Genomic DNA, 18,739 nt, shown 5'->3' on the forward strand with positions numbered 1-18,739 from the left:
GGGGGGAATCCAACCTTGACCACGTTTCATGATGCCCAGCGGGACTCGCTCGACCTCGTGCCGCCGGCCGCACTCGACCAGAGCAACCTTGTCAATCCGGTGAAGCCGCCGCCGCGCCACGGGTGGCGCAAGCTCGTCCACGCGGCCAGCGCAGGCCGCATCAACCCCGGCGGCTCACGCAAGGAGCAGGAGGAACTTTCGCTTATCGACGCCATTTGTGCACCCCTTCGCGGCGACTACCGCATCGCGGTCATGAGCCTGAAGGGCGGCGTGGGCAAGACGACGACCACGGTGGCGCTCGGCGGCATCTTCGCACAAACGCGCGGCGACCGCGTCATCGCCATCGACGCCAACCCGGATCTGGGCACCCTGGCGCAGCGTTCCGCCGCGGGGACATCCGCAACCATCCGTGATCTGCTCGCCGCCGACGACACCACCCGCTACCCGCAGGTCCGTGCCTACACCACGCAGGCCGCGTCCCGGCTGGAAGTGATCGCCTCCGAGCGCGACCCGGCAGTCTCGGAGGCGTTCTCGGAGCTCGACTACCGGCGCGCCATCGACATCCTGCAGCACCACTACAACGTGATCCTCACCGACTGCGGCACTGGTCTCATGCACTCCGCAATGGCGGGCGTGCTTGACCTCGCCAACGCGTTGGTGCTGGTCACGTCCCCTGCGCTCGACGGGGCGCAATCCGCCGCCGCCACCTTGGACTGGCTGAACTTGCACGGATACGACCGCCTCGCCGCCAACGCTGTGGTGGTGATTTCGGCTTCGGCGCCGGGGAAGGCGACCGTCGATACGCATAAGCTCATTGCGCATTTCGAGGCCCGGACCCGGGCCGTGCAGCAGATCCCGTACGACCGGCACCTGGCCGAGGGGGCGGTGGTGGACCTCGAGCGTCTGCAACCCGCGACGCTGCGGGCGTACCAGCAGCTCGCGGCGACGGTGGCGGCGGACTTCGGCGCGTGGCACCGCCACGCCGCGGGGTAGCATTGGCACGCATGCGCGTCGCCATGATCTCCATGCACACCTCCCCGCTCGAGCAGCCGGGGACTGGTGATGCGGGCGGGATGAACGTCTACGTCGCCAATACCGCAACACAGCTCGCGCGGCTTGGCGTCGCGGTGGACGTGTTCACCCGCGCCACGCACCCTAGCCAGGGCGAAATTGTGGAGGTTGCACCCGGCTACCGCGTGATCAACGTCGTGGCGGGGCCGTATGAGGGCCTGGAGAAGGAGGATCTGCCGACGCAACTGACTGCGTTCGCGGGCGGGATCGTGCACTTCGTCCGCGAGCAGTCCGACGCGGGGCTGAAGTACGGCATCATCCATTCCCACTACTGGCTGTCGGGCCAGGTGGGGTGGCTGCTCGCCGATCTGGTGGGTGTGCCGCTGGTGCACACCGGCCACACGTGGGCCGCTGTGAAGAACGCCTACGGCACCGACTCGTCCGAGGGCGAGGCCCGCCGCATCTGCGAGCAGCAGCTCGTGGACAACGCCGACACGCTCGTGGTGAATACCCCCGACGAGACCGTCGAGCTCGCACGGTTCTACGACGTCGACGCGGAGAAAATCGCCGTCGTCAGTCCAGGCGCGGACACGGAGCTGTTCACCCCGGGCACGGACCGCAACACCGAGAAGGCCCGCCGCGAGCTGGGCGTGCCGGTGCACTCCAAGGTCATCGCGTTTGTGGGCCGGCTGCAGGATTTCAAGGGCCCGCAGGTGCTACTTCGCGCGGTGGGGGAGCTCACCCGCCGCGGCGTGGACGGCCCCCTGCGCGTTCTGGTGTGCGGCGGAGCGTCGGGCGCCGGCTCAAGCGTGGAGCACTACCGCGACATCGCCCGCGAGGAGGGCATCGGCGGCATCGTGCGCTTCCTCGGGCCGCGCCCGCCGCAGGAGCTGGTGCGCATCTACCAGGCCGCGGACATCGTGGCCGTGCCCAGCTACAACGAGAGCTTCGGGCTGGTGGCCATTGAGGCGCAGGCCGCCGGCACGCCCGTGGCGGCCGCGCGCGTGGGCGGCCTGCCCATCGCGGTGGCCGACGGCGAAACGGGAGTGCTCGTTGACGGCCACGACACGCGCACCTGGGCCGACGCGCTGGAGCGCCTGCTTACCGACGACTCCTTGCGCCTCTCCATGTCCCACGCCGCCGTCGCGCACGCCAGCACCTTCAGCTGGGCGGCCTCCGCGCGGAAACTCCGCGACGTCTACGAGGCCGCCCTCGACGGGTTCGTGCCCGGCGCGGGCACCCGCCGCCCGGGCGGGGTTTAGAGCAGCTTGCCCAGCTCGAAGGCGAGGGTGTTGCCGCCCCAGTAGGCGATCTCGGAGGCGTGCTGCTGCAGCAGCTCCTTGGCCTCGGCCGGGTTCACCTGGCCGCGCAGCGCCTGCTCGCCGAGGCGGACCGCGTCCTGCTGCGCAGCCGCAGTGGCCTTGTCCAGCTCAGCACGCGGGTTGGGCAGCTCGTAGCCCGGGTTCGCGGCGAAGAACTCTTCGTCGTTCTTCGCAAACTCCACCGCGTTCGGCACGAAATCCTCCGGCGCGGCGGTGGACTGGGTGACGGTGAAGTACTCGTTGACGTAGCCGTCCGGCGCGCCGGTGACATCCTCGATGATGCGGTCCACTGGCTGGGCCTTGCCCAGGGAGTGGCCGAACGCCTTCAGCGTGATCGAGGAGACGCCGAGGATCGCGCCGTCGCGCGGGTCGTAGTTCACGCCGCCGGAATCGCCCGGGGTGTAGTCGAGGCCGTAGCTGTACACGCCGTCACGGGTGCGTGCGAGCTGGGTGCCGCAGGTCCGTCCCGTGGTGCGGCCGTCCTTGCAGATGGGCTGGCCGAAGTTATCGATGGAGAACTCGCCCGGCGCCAGCGTGCGGAAATCGCGCACCGTGGTCAGCGCCACCGGCTCGCCCTTGGCTCCGCCGCGCACGTCCTGCGACTGGGTCAGTTTGGTGTCCACCACGCCGTTGTCGATGTGGACCACACCCCAGTCGTTCGTCCACACCGCCGAGTGCGGGTTGGAGAAGTCGTGCGCGCCGGGCAGCATCTGGGTGTGGGCGCCGGCCTCGCCGATCTTCACGTACTCGCCGTTGCGGGTGGCGTAGACCTCTTTCGCCAGCGGCTGCGTCCCCGGGACGGCGTTGACGCAGTGGGACACGGTGAGCATCACGCGCTGCTCGCCATTCGCGGTGCGCAGCATGCCGGTCGGGCCCTGCGAGCACGGGTACACAAAGTTGCTGCGCGGGACGTTGATTGTCTTGCCGGTGATATCCGTGAGGGTGGCCGGCGGGTTGGCGGGGAACATGCGCATCGGGCCGCCTGGTGCGGCCAGGGCTGGCTCGGCGGACGCGGCAGGAGCATTGACGACGGGGGAGATAACAGCTGCGGTAGCGGCGATGAGCGCCGCGGTGCGGGCGAAACGAGTGTGCATGCGGGAAAGCCTAGCGAGTGGTGCTGGGAAGCGTCGGAAAGCGAATGCCCACCTGCTGATTTCGTGGCATGCTTGGAGGTATGGGTAACGGAAAACTGATCCTGGTCCGTCACGGACAGAGCAATTGGAACAAGTCCAACCAGTTCACCGGCTGGGTCGATGTGGACCTGACCGAGCAGGGTGAGCAGGAGGCCGTCAACGCCGGCAAGCTCATGGTGGAGAAGGATGTCCTGCCGGACATCGTGTTCACCTCGCTGCTGCGCCGCGCCATCCGCACCGCCAACATCGCGCTGAACGCAGCCGACCGCCACTGGATCCCGGTGGAGCGCAACTGGCGCCTCAACGAGCGCCACTACGGCAAACTGCAGGGCTTGAACAAGGCTGAGATCCGCGAGGAGTTCGGCGAGGAGCAGTTCATGGAGTGGCGCCGCTCCTACGACACCCCGCCGCCGGAGATCGACCTGGACAACGAATACGCCCAGACCGATGACCCGCGCTACGCCTTCCTGCCCGAGGTGCCGCGCACCGAGTGCCTGAAGGACGTCGTCGAGCGTTTCCTGCCGTACTACATCGACAGCATTCTGCCGGAGGTGCTCGCCGGCAAGAACGTCATGGTGGCGGCGCACGGCAACTCCCTGCGCGCGCTGGTGAAGTACCTGGACAACATCTCCGACGAGGACATTGCCGGCCTGAACATCCCGACCGGCATGCCGCTGGTGTACGAGTTCGACGAGCACGGCAAGGTGCTCAACCCGGGCGGCACCTACCTCGACCCGGAGGCTGCGGAGGCTGGCGCCGCCGCAGTGGCGAACCAGGGCCAGAAGTAGGCGGCACGGGTAGCGCGTGACGCCGTACTTCGCCTTTGCCCTCGGTGTCGCGCTGACCGCGCTCGCCTACCCGCTGGTTCGGCGGTTCAACCGGTGGCGGGACCGCAACCGGGAGCACGACGGGGCCGAAGAAAGCCGGGTGAGCACCGTCAGCCAGCTGCTGCACCTGGCGGTGCAGGGCTCGCCCACCGGCATCGCGGTGATGGACCGCTCCGGGCGGGTGCTCATGTCTAACCCGCGGGCGCACGACATGTCGATCGTGCACGACCGCACCATCAACCCCGAGGTGTGGGACACCGCGCTGGTCGCGTTCGAGGATTTGGAATCCCACACCATCGACTTGGATCTGCCCCGCCGCGCCACCGGCAGCCGCATCCGCAACGTGAGTGTGGTGGTCAAGCCGCTGGCGCTCACGCACAACTCCTACGTGATCGCGTACGCCAGCGACGAGTCCGAGAATGTGCGCATGGAGGCCGCGCGCCGCGACTTCGTCGCCAACGTCTCCCACGAGCTGAAGACCCCCGTCGGTGGCATCTCGCTGCTCGCGGAGGCGCTGATGGAGGACCCGGACGACCCGGAGCTGGTGGGCTACTTCGGCGAGAAGCTGGTCAAGGAATCGCACCGCATGGGCGAGATGATCACCGACCTGATCAGCCTCTCCAAGCTCCAGGGAGCCGAGGCCCTGCCGGAGATGTCGCCGGTGCGTATCGACGACGTGATCGACGACGCGATCGCACGCAACCAAGTCACCGCCGACAACCGCGAGATTTCCCTCACGCGCGGCGCCCCGACCGGGCTCGAGGTGATGGGGGACCAGTCGCTGCTCACCGCGGCGGTGGCGAACCTGGTGAGCAACGCGATCAACTATTCCCCGAACGGCCAGCCCGTGAGTATCACCCAGAAGGTGGTGCGCGACTCGGTGTTGCTGGTCCGCGTCACCGACCGCGGCATCGGCATCGCCCCGGAGGACCAGAAGCGCGTATTCGAGCGCTTCTACCGCGTGGACAAGGCGCGCTCCCGGTCGACGGGAGGCACCGGATTGGGCCTGGCTATTGTCAAGCACGTGGTGGCCAACCACGGCGGTAATATCAAACTATGGTCTCGGCCCGGCACCGGGTCGACGTTCACCATCGAGCTGCCGATCTACCGGTCCGCGGCGGACACTGTCGAAGCCGCGGCTGCTGCGCAGGAAGGATAAGTACGGATGACGACAATTCTTATCGTTGAAGACGAAGAATCGCTTGCCGAGCCGCTGGCGTACTTGCTGCGTAAAGAGGGGTTTGAGACGCTCATCGCCCCAGACGGCCCGAACGCGTTGGAGCAGTTCGCCGGAGAAACCGTCGACCTCGTCCTGCTCGATCTGATGCTGCCGGGCATGAGCGGCACCGACGTGTGCCGCAAGCTGCGCGCCGAGTCCGACGTGCCCATCATCATGGTCACGGCCCGCGACAGCGAGATTGACAAGGTTGTGGGCCTGGAGCTGGGTGCCGACGATTACGTGACCAAGCCCTACTCCACCCGCGAGTTGGTGGCCCGCATCCGCGCCGTGCTGCGCCGCGGCCCCGAGGTGGAGGATGTCGAGGACTTCGACGACCAGATCCTCGAGGGCGGCCGCGTCAAGATGGACGTGGAGCGCCACACCGTGCTTGTCGACGGGCAGCCGGTGGCCATGCCGCTCAAGGAGTTCGACCTCCTCGAGTACCTGATGCGCAACGCCGGTCGCGTGCTCACCCGCGGCCAGCTCATCGACCGCATCTGGGGTGCCGATTACGTCGGCGACACGAAGACGCTGGACGTGCACGTCAAGCGCCTGCGCACCAAGATCGAGAAGGAGCCCTCCCGCCCCCGCCAGCTGGTGACGGTGCGCGGTTTGGGCTACAAGTTCGAGGCGTAAGCAGCCGGGTGGGTGGCTTTCACCTCCGCTGGCAGGGCCGCCCGCGCGTCGCAGTGCTTCGCCAGCACATCGTAAGGCTTATCGCCGATTAGGGCGATGAGCTCGTTTTTCATTGACTTGTAGACGGGTTGGATGCTGCCGTCGGCACGCGGTGCGTGGCAGGAGGGATCCGCGGTGCACCACCAGTCGAAGTCTTCGCCTCCGCCGCCCCACTGCCGACGGTCGTATTCTCCGATCGTCGTGCGGAGAATTTCCTGACCGTCGGAACGCTCCTGCCATTCGTCTTCGCGCGAGAACGGCACCTGCCAGCACACCTCGGGCTTCGAGCCGACGAGCGGAGCACCCGAATCCATCGCCCACTGGTGCAGCGCGCACCCCGGGCCAGTCTCGGCGCCCTCGCGGTTGGCGAAGATGCACGCGCCGTCGACCACCAGGGTTTTCAGATTCGGCTCGTCTTCGTCGTCGAACTCCAGCCACGGCTCGAGGATCACTGGATCGGCGTTGGCGATGTAGGAATCCACGTCGTCGGGGCGCAGCTGCCAGTAGCGTGCGGGCATCTCGGCGACGGCGTTATAGAGGTCGTCCCGGTCCGTCTCGTCGGACAGGTATGCCCCGTGGATGCAGCAGCCCACGACGGGCAGGGACGCGTCGATGCCGTGGCACTGCGGGGTGCCGAAACGGCAGGACCATGTCGACTCCGCCCAGGTGAGGTCGATGGAGAAGTAGTGGTGGGGGTCCTCCGGGTGCACGAACTCGAACCACTCGCGCGGGAAATCCGGGGTGGTCTCTCGCCCCGCGAGGATTGACTTTCCCGCAGGAGACTCTGCGGGAAATCCAAGGAAAACCGGTTTCGGGGCAGGTGAATTCACACTTTGGCACAGTAGACCCGTTACTCTGGCGGTGTGCGTTTAGGTGTATTGGATGTAGGCAGCAACACCGTCCACTTGGTGGCGGTGGATGCCAAAGCCGGTGGCCGCCCCACCCCGATGTCGGACTGGAAGCAGCCTCTGCGCCTCGTCGAGCTGTTGGACAAGGACGGCAACATCGAAGATAAGGGCGTCGACAAGCTCATCGACGCCGTTGAAGAGGCCGGCGACCTCGCCAACAACCTGAAGTGCGAGCAATTCCTCGCCTTCGCCACCTCCGCGGTTCGCTCCGCGACGAACTCCGACGACGTGCTCAAGCGTGTGGAGAAGAAAACCGGCGTGCGTCTGCGCGTACTTACCGGCGAAGAAGAGGCCAAGCTGACGTTCCTCGCGGCGCGCCGCTGGTACGGCTGGTCCGCCGGCCGCATCACCAACCTGGACATCGGCGGCGGCTCGCTCGAAATGTCCACCGGTACCGAGGAACTTCCGGATCTCGCCGTCTCGCTTGACCTCGGCGCAGGCCGCCTGACCCACGAGTGGTTCGACACCGACCCGCCGGAGCGCAAGAAAATCAACCTGCTGCGGGACTTCATCGACGCAGAGCTCGCCGGCCCCGCCGAGCAGTTCAAGGCGATCGGCGGCGACACTGCCCTGGCAGTGGGTACGTCGAAGACCTTCCGCTCTCTAGCCCGCCTGACCGGTGCGGCCCCGTCTTCCGCTGGCCCGTACGTGAAGCGCACCCTGACCGCGCCGGGTTTGCGCCAGCTGATCGCGTTCATCTCCCGCATGACCGCCGCCGACCGCGCGGAGCTCGAGGGCATCAACTCTGATCGCTCCCACCAGATTGTCGCCGGCGCTTTGGTCGCCGAAGCCGCGATGCGCGCCTTAAATATTGATAAATTGGAAATTTGTCCGTGGGCGCTGCGCGAAGGCGTAGTTCTGAAGTGGATCGACCAAGACCACGGCCAGGGCGACAACAAAGGAGACGATGCCTGATGGCTGAGAACAAGCAGCTCACCGTCGCGGAAATCCTGGCCAAGGCGCAGCAGGATAACCCGGAGGCGGGCAAGCGCCGCCGTCGCCGCCGCAGTCTCGAGGAGGGCGGTGTCTCCGTCGCCGAACTCACCGGCTCCCTCAAGAAGGTTGACGCCTGCCCCGTCGAGCCGAAGCACTCGAGCGTGCCCATCGACGGCCCCGAACCTGCCGCGCCGGTAAAGCCGGCTGCACCGGAAGCTGCGAAGCCGGCGTCGACGAGGATCACTCCACCCAAACCGGCCGCGGCGAAGCCGGAAGCTGCGAAGCCGGCTGAGGCTAAGACCACTGCCACCAAACCCGCGGCCCCCAAGGCCGCCGAGACTCAGCCCGCTGTGGTGAAGGTCGAGGTTGAGAAACCCACCGTCGAAAAGCAGCCCGCCCCGAAGCCTTTCCCGAAGCCCGAGGCGAAGAAGCCTGCCGCCCCGAAAGCAGAGGCCGAGGACAAGACCGTCGTGATGAAGGCGGTCAAGGACCGCCCCGCGGATGCCGAGAAGCCGGCGGACACTGCGAAGCTCGCCGCGCCGACTCCCGCCGCGGCGAAGCCGACTGAGACCAAGCCGACCGCGACCAAACCGGCTCCGGCGAAGCAGGAGGAATCGTTCGACCCGTTCGCGGAGGATTTCGTCGAGGTCAAACCGGAGGGCACGTTCGAGCGCGACTTCGAGCGCGACCCGAAGGACGAGCCGGCTGCGGCAGAGCCTGTTGTCGTGCGCGAGCGCGAGAAACTGGACACGGTGCCGGCGGATGAGATCGAGATCGAGGAAGATTCGATCAACCCGATTGTGCTGGTACTGCTCGTGTTCCTCGGCGTGGTCGTGGGCATCCTCGGATTCCTGCTGTTCCAGTGGGTGTGGGCGAACACCTCGGCAATCGTTGCCGCGATCATCGCGGCTGTCGTCGTCGCCGGCGTGGTGTTCGGCGTGCGCGCGATGCGCACGGGCCGCGACGGCCTCACGATGACGCTCGCAGGCCTCGCCGCAGCAGTCGCGGCGTTCGGTCCTGCGCTGCTCTAGGAGCTCAACGCACCGTCACTGCCCGTTTTTCGCCCCCGAGTCTTAGGCTTAAGGGCATGGAGAAAATTGCAATCATCGGCGCCGGCAACATCGGCGAGGCGCTGATCGCGGCGTTGGTCGGTGCGGGCACGGATCCGCAGACTATCGTCGCCACGAACCGCTCCGCGGAGCGCTCCCAGCAGCTGGCGGACCGCTACGGCATCGAAACCGCCGAGGACAACCGCCAGGCCGCGACGGATGCGGACATGGTGGTGCTGTGCGTGAAGCCGGCGCAAGTGCCGGACTTGCTCGACGAGATCGGCGAGGTAATCGCCGCGGCCGATGTGCACACAGTGATCGTCTCGATGGCAGCCGGCGTCACCCTCACCACAATGGAAGAGGTCGTGCCCGCGGCCGGCGCGCCGATCGTGCGCGTCATGGCGAACACCCCGATGCTGGTTGGCAAGGGCGTGCTCGCGGTCGCGTACGGACGCTACGTCGCGAACGATCAGCGCGAGGCCGTGCGCGAGGTGCTCGCCACGGCTGGGCACGTGGTCGAGGTAGAGGAATCCCAGCTCAGCGCGGTGACCGCCCTTTCAGGCTCCGGCCCGGCGTACTACTTCCTACTCACTGAGGCGCTCATCGACGCCGGCGTGTCCCTCGGTCTGCCCCGCGATCTGGCGAGCGAGCTGGCCCGCGCCACGGCCGCGGGTGCCGGCGCGATGCTGGAGCAGAAGTCGGATCCGGTGGCGCTCCGGGCGGGGGTGTCTTCCCCGGCGGGTACGACGGTCGCGGCGATCCGGGAGCTCGAGGAGTCCGGGCTGCGGGGCGCCGTGTACCGGGCGACGGAGGCGTGCAGCAAGCGTGCCGACGAGCTCTCGCAACGCTAGTCACATCCGATATCAGGAGAAAACACCAGCGAACTTTCAGCACTTTGTAAAAACAATGCCACTTAAGTCGCGACTGGCCCACCATTCACGCTAGGCTTGTTCAAGCACGTGCGTGTCCGTCCTGTGGGAGGGGAAGCCTACAGCGCGTTGACGTGCGAAAGGTTAAGTTAACAATGGCCAATGATGAAAAGGGCAAGTTCCTTACAGTTGCGGAAGTCGCGGAGATCATGCGCGTTTCCAAGATGACCGTGTACAGGCTTGTGCACTCCGGCGAGCTGCCGGCAGTCCGTGTGGGCCGCTCGTTCCGCGTCAGCGAATCAGCAGTGGGCGAATACCTGGAGTCCTCCGTCTACGACGTTGGATAGTTTCCGCCAGGAGCACGTGCAACGCAGCTGTAGCGCCGGCGCCGTCCCGTAACGGGGATGGCGCCGGACTTTTTTGTGCTCACTTCGGCGGGCTGTATGCTTTAGACCATTCTTGCTCGCGCGGCTTGGGCGAGTGTGCACCTCGGCCGAGCAATCGCGGTTCGGGTAACCGGCCGCCGCTTCACGCGCAGGCGAACAAGTACATGTACCTAGAGAGAAACGAGGCAACCCCATGGGTTCTGTGATCAAGAAGCGCCGCAAGCGCATGTCCAAGAAGAAGCACCGCAAGATGCTCCGCCGCACTCGCGTGCAGCGTCGTAAGCTTGGCAAGTAAGCCTCGCAGCACTCATTCAAGGTCCGTGCCGGTCACCCCGGCTGCGGGCCTTTTGTGTTTTCGCAGGTTAGGGTGGGCAAAGAGCGGGGGAGGTTTCCGGGGTACGTCGCCATGCAAGACATTTGCCACTTAAAATAGATCGTAGGTAACTGTCCTCGACACCTCCGAAAGGACCCTCACGTGACCACCGCGAACAACCCGCAGAACACCCCGCACAAGGACCCGAGCGAGATCTTCCAGCCCACCACTCTCGGCAAGGTGGAGCTGCGCAACCACTTCATCAAGGCCGCCACCTCCGAGGGCCGTTCCCCGGACGGCAAGGTCACCGATGAGCTCATCGCGTACCACGAGGGCTTCGCCGCCGGCGGCATCGGCATGACCACCCTGGCGTACTGCGCCACCTCCCCGCGCGGCTTCTCCGCCCCGGGCCAGATCCTCATGGAGCGCGACTCCCTGCCGGGCCTGAAGGACTTCACCGCCACCATGCACGCGCACGGCGCAAAGGCGTCCGCGCAGCTGGGCCACGCCGGCCCGGTGGCCACCCGCCCGCTGATCGGCGAGACCCCGTGGGCGCCGAGCAAGTTCATCAACCCGACCAGCTTCAACTACTGCAAGGGCATTTCCAAGAACGAGATTAACCAGGCGATCCGCGAGTTCGCCGACGCCGCCGAGCTGGCTGCCGAGGCCGGCTTCGATGCCCTCGAGCTGCACTTCGGCCACCTCTACCTGCCGTCGTCGTTCCTGTCCGCGTGGATCAACCGCCGCGACGACGAGTACGGCGGCAACATTGAGAACCGCTCCCGCTTCGTCCGCGAGATCTCCACTGCCGTGAAGGAGCGCGTGGGCGATGACGTCGCCATCATCGCCAAGATGTCCATGACCGACGGCATCCCGGGCTCCATCATCCTGCCGGATTCCCTGCAGACTGCTCAGATGCTGGACGCCGACGGCAACGTCGATGCCATCCTGCTCACCCAGGGTTCCTCCGTGCTGCGCCAGATGTGGCTGTTCCGCGGTGACGTGCCGGTGGACGGCTTCGCCCAGCACATGCCGTTCCCGTTCAACGTGGGTGTGAAGATGTTCGGCAAGCCGATGCTGGGCAACTTCCCGTACGAGGACATGTACATGTACAAGGATGCCCGCCAGTTCCTGGACAAGGTGAAGAACTCGAAGCTGATCCTGCTCGGCGGCCTGACCCAGCGCGAGCACTTCGAGAAGGGCTACGCGGAGGGCTTCGAGTTCTTCGAGATCGGCCGCGCGCTGCTGCGTGAGCCGGACATGATTCAGAAGATCGCTGCGAACCCGCAGTATCAGACGCTGTGCGACCACAACAACTACTGCATGCCGTCCGTGTTCGGCCGCACCCACTGCGTCTACTCGCCGGACTACGCGGCCACCCCGGCTGACCGTCAGATCCGTCCGGACGAGACCGCGTCCGCAACCGGCTCCATGTACGACGGCATGAGCGCCAAGGAGAAGGCAAAGTACGGCATGTAGGTCGCAGGCGCTAGCTGCGTTGGCGGCGCCGGCGCCTGAACACGATCCCCGCTGCTGCGACGACGGCCGCGGGGATCACGTATGCGCGCGCCATCTTGCGCATCGAGCGGTAGTCGCGCACCAGCCACCCTTGAGCTTTCGCGTGCCGACGCAAGTCCCGATCCGGGTTGATCGCCACCGGCGAGCCCACCATCTCAAGCATCGGGAGGTCATTGATGCTGTCCGAGTAGGCGGTGCACTTGGCCAAATCCAGCCGCTGGATCGCCGCGAGCGCCGCCACGGCGTGCTTCTTGCCGGGGCCGTGGAGGATGTCGCCCACCAGGCGGCCCGTGAACACGCCGTTCTCCTCCTCGGCCACGGTGCCCAGTGCGCCGGTGAAGCCGAGCCGCTCTGCAAGCGCCTGTCCGATCTGGACCGGCGTCGCGGACACGAGCCATACCTGCTGGCCTGCGGCGATGTGCATCGCCGCCAGCTCGATCGTCTCCTCATAGGCTTTGTTCAGCATCTGCCGGTCGACGATGTCTTTGCACAGCGCCTTGAGCTCTTCCACCGACTTCCCCTTCACGATGCTTAGGGCTTGCTCGCGCCCCGACGCAATATCGTCGGCGTTCTCGGAACCGGAGACGCGGTAGCGAATCTGTTTGACCAGGGCGGGCACGAGCTCGCGCATTGGGATGTAGCGTCGCTTCGCCAGCTCTTCGGCGAGCAGGATCAGGGAGGAGCCCTGGACCAGCGTGTTGTCGATGTCGAAGAACGCGGCCGCGCCGGCATCCTGCGGCACGTCCGGGTCCGGCTGCGTCAGCTTCGGGCGCCCCGCGGTGGCGAACGCCCCGCCCACGGAGTCGACGCCGGTGGAGAAATCGGCGATGTCGATGCCGAAGGTCTCCTGGATCGCAGCGGCGGCGGCGGCTTCGCCGGCGGCGCGCTGCGTGGTTTCGTCGATAGGCGGCAGCGCGAGGTCCTCGAAGAAACGGCGCAGGTTGCCGTGCGAGACGGACCAGTGAGCGAGCAATTCGTTGGGCTCGGCCATGCGGGGGCAACTGCCTTTCTCCGGGTGTTAGCGTCTTAGGGGTACGCGTGGTCATGGTACCGCGAGAAGGAGGTCCCACGGTGCGGTTGGTTGAGTTGATGGTGCGCGAGACGTGCGGGTCGTGTGCGAGGGTGGCTGAGCAGATTGCTCCGATCGTCGGCACGCATGATGCCCGGCTGGTGCTCGTGGACGTGGACAGCGACCCCGAGCTCGCCGCGGAGTTTGGCGACCGTGTGCCGGTGGTGTGCATCGACGGGGAGGAGTTCGCCTGCTGGGAGGTGGATAACGCGGAGCTGGCGGCGGAACTTGCCCGCTAGCGGGGTATCCTTTAGTTTGATATGCACCGAAACGGAGGGATTGCGTGAGCGTACTCGTCGTGGGGATGTCCCACAGGTCAGCGCCGGTATCGTTGCTTGAGCGGCTGAGTATGGATGACGCGGTGCAGCACCACACCAGTGAAGCGCTGCTGAAGCAGCCCTCCGTGTCCGAGGCGATGATCATCTCCACCTGCAACCGCCTCGAGATTTACGCGATGACGAACGCGTTCCACGCCGGCGTGCAGGACGTGCTCGAAGTGCTCTCCGATATTTCTGGGGTGTCCGAGGCGGAGTTGCGCACCTATCTTTATGTGCGCTACGCCGACGCCGCCGCGGAGCACATGCTCACCGTCGCTTCTGGCCTGGACTCGATGGTGGTGGGGGAGCAGCAGATCATCGGCCAGGTGCGCACCTCCTACCTGGATGCCGCCGAACGCGGCACCGTGGGCCCGACGCTGCACCTGCTCGCGCAAACCGCGCTGCACACCGGCAAACGCGTGCACACGGAAACGGGCATTGACGACGCCGGCAATTCCATGGTCACCTTCGCCCTCGACGAGGCGCTGAAGGTGCTCGGCGCGGAGTCTTTCGAGGGCAAGACGGCGCTGGTGCTGGGTGCCGGCGCGATGAGCTCGCTCGCGGCGACGCAGCTGGGCAAGCGCGGAGTAGCGAAGCTGATCATCGCCAACCGCACCCGTTCGCGCGCGGAGCGGTTGGCGGAGCACGCCCGCGAGGCCGGGGTGCCGGCGGAGGTCGTGGACTTCAACGCCCGCGCCGGGGCCGTAGCCAGAGCGGACATTACTGTCTCCGCCACGGCATCCGACGGCTTCACCATCACCGCCGAGGACCTCTCCGGCCCGGCCGTGCTCGTGGACTTGTCGCTGCCGCGCGACATTGCGGATGACGTTTCGCTGCGCGACGGCGTGCACCTCATCAACATCGAATACCTGCACACCACCCGCGGCGGCATGTCCGGCCAGGACGCCTCCGCGCTCGAGGCGGCGGAGCGCATCGTCGCCGAAGAAGTTGAGGCGTTCAGCGCGCAGCAGCGCGTGCGCGACGTCGCCCCGGCGGTGGCGAAGCTGCGCCAAACGGCGAGCGAGGTCCAGGACCTCGAGCTGGAGCGCCTCCGTGCGAAGCTCGCCCACGTGGACGATGACGACTTCGAGCAGATCACCCGCGCGGTGAAGAGGATCGTGGACAAGCTCCTGCACACCCCGACGGTGAAGATCAAGGAGCTCGCCGCCTCCGACGAGGCCGTGCGCGTGGATGCGGTCATCGAGCAGCTCTTCGGGCTGGATCGCGCCGCCATCGCCGTCGATGCCCAGCGGCTGCCGCTGCCGCAAGAACTGAACTAGCCGCGTGCTGCGCACGCAAGATAAAGGAGTCCTCATGTTGCGGATCGGCACCCGCGGATCCCACTTGGCCACCACCCAGTCCGGACACGTGCGCGACGCGATCACCGCCGCCGGGCACGAGGCCGAGCTGCAGATCGTGACCACCCCCGGCGACCTCTCCCAGGCTCCCGTCGAGCGCATCGGCGTGGGCGTGTTCACGTCCGCGCTGCGCGACGCGCTCTTCGACGGCACCGTCGACATCGCCGTCCACTCCTTCAAGGACCTCCCCACCGCGCCCGAACCGCGCGCGCACCTCATCGTGCCTGCGCGCGAGGACAACCGGGAGGCGCTCATCGCCCGCGACGGCATGCGTTTCGACGATCTCCCCCACGGCGCCCGCGTGGGCACCTCCGCCCCGCGGCGCGTGTCGCAGCTCCGCGCGCTGCGCCCCGACCTGGACATTCGCCCGCTGCGCGGCAACATCGAGACCCGCATGGGGTATGTGGAGAAGGGCGACCTGGACGCGATCATCCTCGCCTTCGCGGGCTTGAGCCGCGGCGGCTACGCCGAGCGCGCCACCGAGGTGTTCGCGCCCGAGGTGCTCATGCCGGCGCCGGCGCAGGGCGCGCTGGCGGTTGAGTGCTGCTCTGACGACGAGGCCACCCGCGCCGTGATCGACCCGCTGTGCTGTGCCAACTCCTACGCCTGCGCGGCGGCGGAGCGCCGCGTGCTGGCCACGCTCGAAGCTGGCTGCACGGCGCCGGTTGCGGCGTACGCGACGATCGATGCCGGGTCCATCACCCTCACCGCCGGCGTCTACGCCCTCGACGGCAGCGGCCAGCTGGTGGAAACGCAGCGCGGCACCGACGCGGACTCGCTGGGTGTGGAGGTCGCGGAGGCGCTGCTTGAGCGCGGCGCGGCGGAACTCATGCGCGAGCCGGCCGAGGGCTAAGCTGCTTAGCTCTTTTTGGTTTCAAGCGCTATCCACTTTAAGGTGGAGATACCATACGTCTTTTCGGTCTCGGCGTTACGGCGGGCCTGCGGGCTCCGCGTCGCCGGGATCACTCATTCGTGCCATAGAAAAGTGGTTCCATGACATCGCCCTCTACCACGCGCCCGCCGGGGAAGGTCATCTTCGTCGGTGCGGGCCCGGGCAACCCTGACCTGCTCACCATCCGCGCTCGCGAGGTATTGGAATCCAATGCTATCGCGTTGGTGGATCCGGAAGTGTCTCAGGGGGTCCGAAACGTCGTCGCCGCGCAGCTGCCGGTCCCGCAAACCAAGCTGGAGCAGGCGAAAGCCGAGTACGAAGCGATGGTTGCCGAGGCCAAAGAGGCCGGTGCCCGCCGCAAGCCAGCGAAGCCGGAAGATCCGACGGCTGCGGAGCTGGTTGAGGTTGAGACTGGTGAGGGTGCGATCGTCGACAAGCTCCAGGATGCTCTGGAGGCCTCCGCCGAGGCGATCGAGCGCGGCGAGGCCGGGGACGGCGATGTTATCCGCCTCGTGTGCGGCAACCCGCTGACCAGGGATTCCGTGATGGCTGAGGTGTCCGCCGTGGCCGCCGCCGGCCTGGAGTTCCAGGTGGTGCCGGGCATGTCCCTGCCGTCGACGGTGCCGTCGTTCGCCGGCATTGCGCTGGGCTCCACGTATACCGAGACTGACCTGGCCAACGAGTCCGTGGATTGGGATCAGCTGGCCACCGCCCCGCAGCCGCTGGTGTTCCAGGCTGCGCAGGAGCACCTCGCGGAGATGGCGGACCAGCTCATGCAGCGCGGCTTCGCCGGCTCCACCCCGGTGACGGTGACCACGCACGGCACGACCCGCCTGCAGCGCACCTTCGATGCCACGCTGCAGACCGTGGCCAAGCTCGACGCGGACCTCTCCGGCGCGCTGGTGGTCACCCTCGGCACGATTGCCGACGAAAGGGCCAAGTACTCCTGGTGGGAGAACCGCCCCCTCTACGGCTGGCGCGTGCTCGTGCCGCGCGCGAAGGAGCAGGCAGGGCCGATGAACGCCCGCCTGAGCTCCTACGGTGCGATTCCGCAGTCGGTACCGACGATCTCGATGGAGCCCCCGCGCAACCCCGCGCAGATGGACCGCGCGATCAAGGGCATCGTGGAGGGCCGCTACCAGTGGGTCGTGTTCACATCCACCAACGCTGTCGACGCGGTGTGGGACAAGTTCGAGGAGCTTGGCCTCGACGCGCGCTCCTTCGCAGGCGTGCACCTGGCAGCGGTGGGGCAAAAGACTGCCGACGCCGTCCGCGCCCGCGGCATGTTCCCGGAGGTGCTGCCGCACCGCACCAAGCAGAACGCAGCCGGCCTGGTCGAGGTGTTCCCCGAGTACGTCGAGGACATCGACCCGGTGTCCCGCGTGCTGCTGCCGCGCGCCGACCTGGGCACCGACGTGCTTGTCGACGGTCTCGTGGAGAAGGGCTGGGAAGTCGACGACGTGGTGGCCTACCGCACCGTCCGCGCCGCCCCTCCCGCGCCCGAGGTGCGCGACATGATCAAGACCGGCGGCTTCGACGCCGTGTGCTTCACCAGCGCATCCACCGTGAAGAACCTGGTGGGCATCGCGGGCAAGCCGCACCAGCGCACCATCATCGCCTGCATCGGCCCGATGGCCGCGGCAGAGGCTCGCGAGCAGGGCTTGCGTGTCGACGTTGTCCCCGAGGTCGCCGACGTGCCGCACCTGGTCGACGCGCTGGCCGCCCACGTGGCGGAGCTGCGCGCAGCCGGCCAGCTGCCGCCGCCGCGCAAGAAGCGCCGCGCGCGCCGCAAGCCTGCCGCCGCTGCGGACTCCGCGGACTCCACGGACGGCGAGTAGGTCGCTCACTGGGCTGGTCCTAAGATGGGGCGCATGGTGTTGGAACCGCAGACCCCCCAGGATCCCCAGCTCGACGCACAGCAGGATTACGGCCTGCTGCGCCGCCCTCGCCGCCTGCGCCAGAACCCGCAGCTGCGGGCGCTGGCGGCGGAGACCCGCCTCGACCCGGCGGACTTCATCCTCCCGCTCTTCGTGGCCGACGGCATTACGGAGCGCCGCGAGATCAGCTCCATGCCGGGGGTGTACCAGCACACCCCGGACAGCCTGAAGGCGATCTGCCACGAGGCCCTCGAGGCCGGCGTGACCTGCGTCGATCTCTTCGGTGTGCCGCTGGACGAGGACAAGGATGCCACCGGCTCCGTCGCATGGGACGAGGACGGGGTGCTTAACCGGAACCTGCGCCTGCTGCGCGAGGAGTTCGGCGACGACCTGCTCATCATGGCGGACACCTGCCTCGATGAGTTCACTGACCACGGCCACTGCGGCGTAGTCACCACAGACCGCTGGGGCCGCGAGGTGGTGGACAACGACGCCACCCTGCCGCTCTACCGCGACATGGCGCTCGCCCAAGCCCGCGCCGGTGCCCACATTGTGAGCCCGTCCGGCATGATGGACGGCCAGGTCGCCGTGATCCGCGAGGCGCTCGACGCCGAGGGGTTCCAGGACGTGGCCATCATGGCCTACTCGGCGAAGTACGCCTCCAAGTTCTTCGGCCCGTTCCGCGACGCGGTCGGCTCCTCCCTCAAGGGGGATCGCCGCACCTACCAGCAGGATCCGGCCAACATCCGCGAGTCCCTCCTGGAGACGCAGCTGGACATCGACGAGGGCGCCGACTTCGTCATGGTCAAGCCCGCCCTGCCGTACCTGGATGTGCTGACCAAGGTGGCGGAGATGTCTCCGGTGCCGGTGGCCGCGTACCAGGTCAGCGGCGAGTACGCGATGCTCAAGGCGGCGGGCCTCAACGGCTGGATCGACTTCGAGCCGACGATGATGGAGGCGCTCATCTCCATCAAGCGCGCCGGCGCGGACCAGATTCTCACCTACTACGCCATCGAGGCGGCGCGGGAGATCACCTCCGGGCGGGCCAATGGTTAGCCTC

The 18,739-nt window shown here is 67.2% G+C and carries 19 protein-coding genes; 16 read left to right on the plus strand and 3 right to left on the minus strand.

What is annotated here, in order from left to right; all coding sequences use genetic code 11:
* The first annotated feature begins 15 nt into the window (after window positions 1-15).
* Complete coding sequence (locus M5J20_RS07450) at window positions 16-993, plus strand: MinD/ParA family ATP-binding protein (RefSeq protein ID WP_253578102.1); 978 nt, start codon at window positions 16-18, stop codon at window positions 991-993.
* A gap of 11 nt (window positions 994-1,004) precedes the next feature.
* Window positions 1,005-2,273, plus strand: coding sequence for a D-inositol-3-phosphate glycosyltransferase (gene mshA, locus M5J20_RS07455; RefSeq protein ID WP_253578104.1), 1,269 nt, complete (start codon window positions 1,005-1,007; stop codon window positions 2,271-2,273).
* Here mshA and M5J20_RS07460 read toward each other — a convergent pair.
* Window positions 2,270-3,427 carry a chymotrypsin family serine protease gene (locus M5J20_RS07460; protein ID WP_253578106.1) on the minus strand — a complete coding sequence of 386 codons (1,158 nt, stop codon included), beginning with the start codon at window positions 3,425-3,427 and terminating at the stop codon, window positions 2,270-2,272. The genes mshA and M5J20_RS07460 overlap by 4 nt on opposite strands.
* Window positions 3,428-3,507: 80 nt before the next feature.
* Between M5J20_RS07460 and M5J20_RS07465 the strand changes: the two genes are divergently transcribed.
* From M5J20_RS07465 to M5J20_RS07475, 3 genes are read left to right on the plus strand one after another with little or no spacing between them, the layout of a single operon-like run.
* Window positions 3,508-4,254 carry a phosphoglyceromutase gene (locus tag M5J20_RS07465; RefSeq protein ID WP_253578108.1) on the plus strand — a complete coding sequence of 249 codons (747 nt, stop codon included), beginning with the start codon at window positions 3,508-3,510 and terminating at the stop codon, window positions 4,252-4,254.
* Window positions 4,255-4,270: 16 nt separating this feature from the next.
* On the plus strand, window positions 4,271-5,452 hold the full coding sequence (locus M5J20_RS07470; RefSeq protein ID WP_253578110.1) for a sensor histidine kinase: 1,182 nt from the start codon (window positions 4,271-4,273) through the stop codon (window positions 5,450-5,452).
* A 6-nt stretch (window positions 5,453-5,458) separates the two neighbouring features.
* Window positions 5,459-6,148 (plus strand): response regulator, encoded by a 690-nt coding sequence (locus M5J20_RS07475; protein WP_253578112.1) that lies wholly within the window; start codon window positions 5,459-5,461, stop codon window positions 6,146-6,148.
* Here the strand turns inward: M5J20_RS07475 and M5J20_RS07480 are convergent.
* Complete coding sequence (locus tag M5J20_RS07480) at window positions 6,130-7,017, minus strand: DUF3109 family protein (RefSeq protein WP_253578114.1); 888 nt, start codon at window positions 7,015-7,017, stop codon at window positions 6,130-6,132. The two genes, M5J20_RS07475 and M5J20_RS07480, sit on opposite strands and share 19 nt — an antisense overlap.
* Before the next feature lie 33 nt (window positions 7,018-7,050).
* Here M5J20_RS07480 and M5J20_RS07485 point away from each other — a divergent pair, with 33 nt between their 5' ends.
* From M5J20_RS07485 to M5J20_RS07510, 6 genes are all read left to right on the plus strand, one after another.
* A complete protein-coding gene (locus tag M5J20_RS07485) occupies window positions 7,051-8,010 on the plus strand; it encodes a Ppx/GppA family phosphatase (protein ID WP_253578115.1) in 960 nt (319 codons plus the stop codon).
* Window positions 8,010-9,062: an Rv0497 family membrane protein gene (locus M5J20_RS07490; RefSeq protein ID WP_253578117.1), complete on the plus strand. Its 1,053-nt coding sequence runs from the start codon at window positions 8,010-8,012 to the stop codon at window positions 9,060-9,062. Before M5J20_RS07485 ends, M5J20_RS07490 begins: the two co-directional genes overlap by 1 nt.
* A gap of 56 nt (window positions 9,063-9,118) precedes the next feature.
* A complete protein-coding gene (gene proC, locus M5J20_RS07495) occupies window positions 9,119-9,931 on the plus strand; it encodes a pyrroline-5-carboxylate reductase (protein WP_253578119.1) in 813 nt (270 codons plus the stop codon).
* A gap of 173 nt (window positions 9,932-10,104) precedes the next feature.
* Window positions 10,105-10,296 carry a helix-turn-helix domain-containing protein gene (locus tag M5J20_RS07500; RefSeq protein WP_253578121.1) on the plus strand — a complete coding sequence of 64 codons (192 nt, stop codon included), beginning with the start codon at window positions 10,105-10,107 and terminating at the stop codon, window positions 10,294-10,296.
* A gap of 232 nt (window positions 10,297-10,528) precedes the next feature.
* Window positions 10,529-10,630 (plus strand): 30S ribosomal protein bS22, encoded by a 102-nt coding sequence (locus M5J20_RS07505; protein WP_003855542.1) that lies wholly within the window; start codon window positions 10,529-10,531, stop codon window positions 10,628-10,630.
* 180 nt (window positions 10,631-10,810) lie between these two features.
* A complete protein-coding gene (locus M5J20_RS07510) occupies window positions 10,811-12,127 on the plus strand; it encodes an NADH:flavin oxidoreductase (RefSeq protein ID WP_253578123.1) in 1,317 nt (438 codons plus the stop codon).
* 10 nt (window positions 12,128-12,137) lie between these two features.
* Here the strand turns inward: M5J20_RS07510 and M5J20_RS07515 are convergent, their stop codons facing one another.
* The gene (locus M5J20_RS07515; protein WP_253578124.1) at window positions 12,138-13,157 is read right to left on the minus strand and encodes an HAD-IB family hydrolase; all 1,020 of its coding nucleotides are present in this window, start codon (window positions 13,155-13,157) and stop codon (window positions 12,138-12,140) included.
* 53 nt (window positions 13,158-13,210) lie between these two features.
* Here M5J20_RS07515 and M5J20_RS07520 point away from each other — a divergent pair, with 53 nt between their 5' ends.
* From M5J20_RS07520 to hemB, 5 genes are all read left to right on the plus strand, one after another.
* Window positions 13,211-13,474 carry a glutaredoxin family protein gene (locus M5J20_RS07520; RefSeq protein WP_253578218.1) on the plus strand — a complete coding sequence of 88 codons (264 nt, stop codon included), beginning with the start codon at window positions 13,211-13,213 and terminating at the stop codon, window positions 13,472-13,474.
* A gap of 44 nt (window positions 13,475-13,518) precedes the next feature.
* A complete protein-coding gene (locus M5J20_RS07525) occupies window positions 13,519-14,832 on the plus strand; it encodes a glutamyl-tRNA reductase (RefSeq protein ID WP_253578126.1) in 1,314 nt (437 codons plus the stop codon).
* A gap of 34 nt (window positions 14,833-14,866) precedes the next feature.
* Entirely contained in the window at window positions 14,867-15,763 is an 897-nt protein-coding gene (hemC, locus tag M5J20_RS07530; protein ID WP_253578128.1) for a hydroxymethylbilane synthase, read from the plus strand.
* Window positions 15,764-15,903: 140 nt separating this feature from the next.
* Window positions 15,904-17,640 carry a bifunctional uroporphyrinogen-III C-methyltransferase/uroporphyrinogen-III synthase gene (locus M5J20_RS07535; RefSeq protein WP_253578130.1) on the plus strand — a complete coding sequence of 579 codons (1,737 nt, stop codon included), beginning with the start codon at window positions 15,904-15,906 and terminating at the stop codon, window positions 17,638-17,640.
* 33 nt (window positions 17,641-17,673) lie between these two features.
* On the plus strand, window positions 17,674-18,735 hold the full coding sequence (gene hemB, locus M5J20_RS07540; protein WP_253578132.1) for a porphobilinogen synthase: 1,062 nt from the start codon (window positions 17,674-17,676) through the stop codon (window positions 18,733-18,735).
* Window positions 18,736-18,739: the final 4 nt, after the last annotated feature.

Source organism: Corynebacterium stercoris, from assembly GCF_024160105.1.
GTDB lineage: Bacteria > Actinomycetota > Actinomycetes > Mycobacteriales > Mycobacteriaceae > Corynebacterium > Corynebacterium stercoris.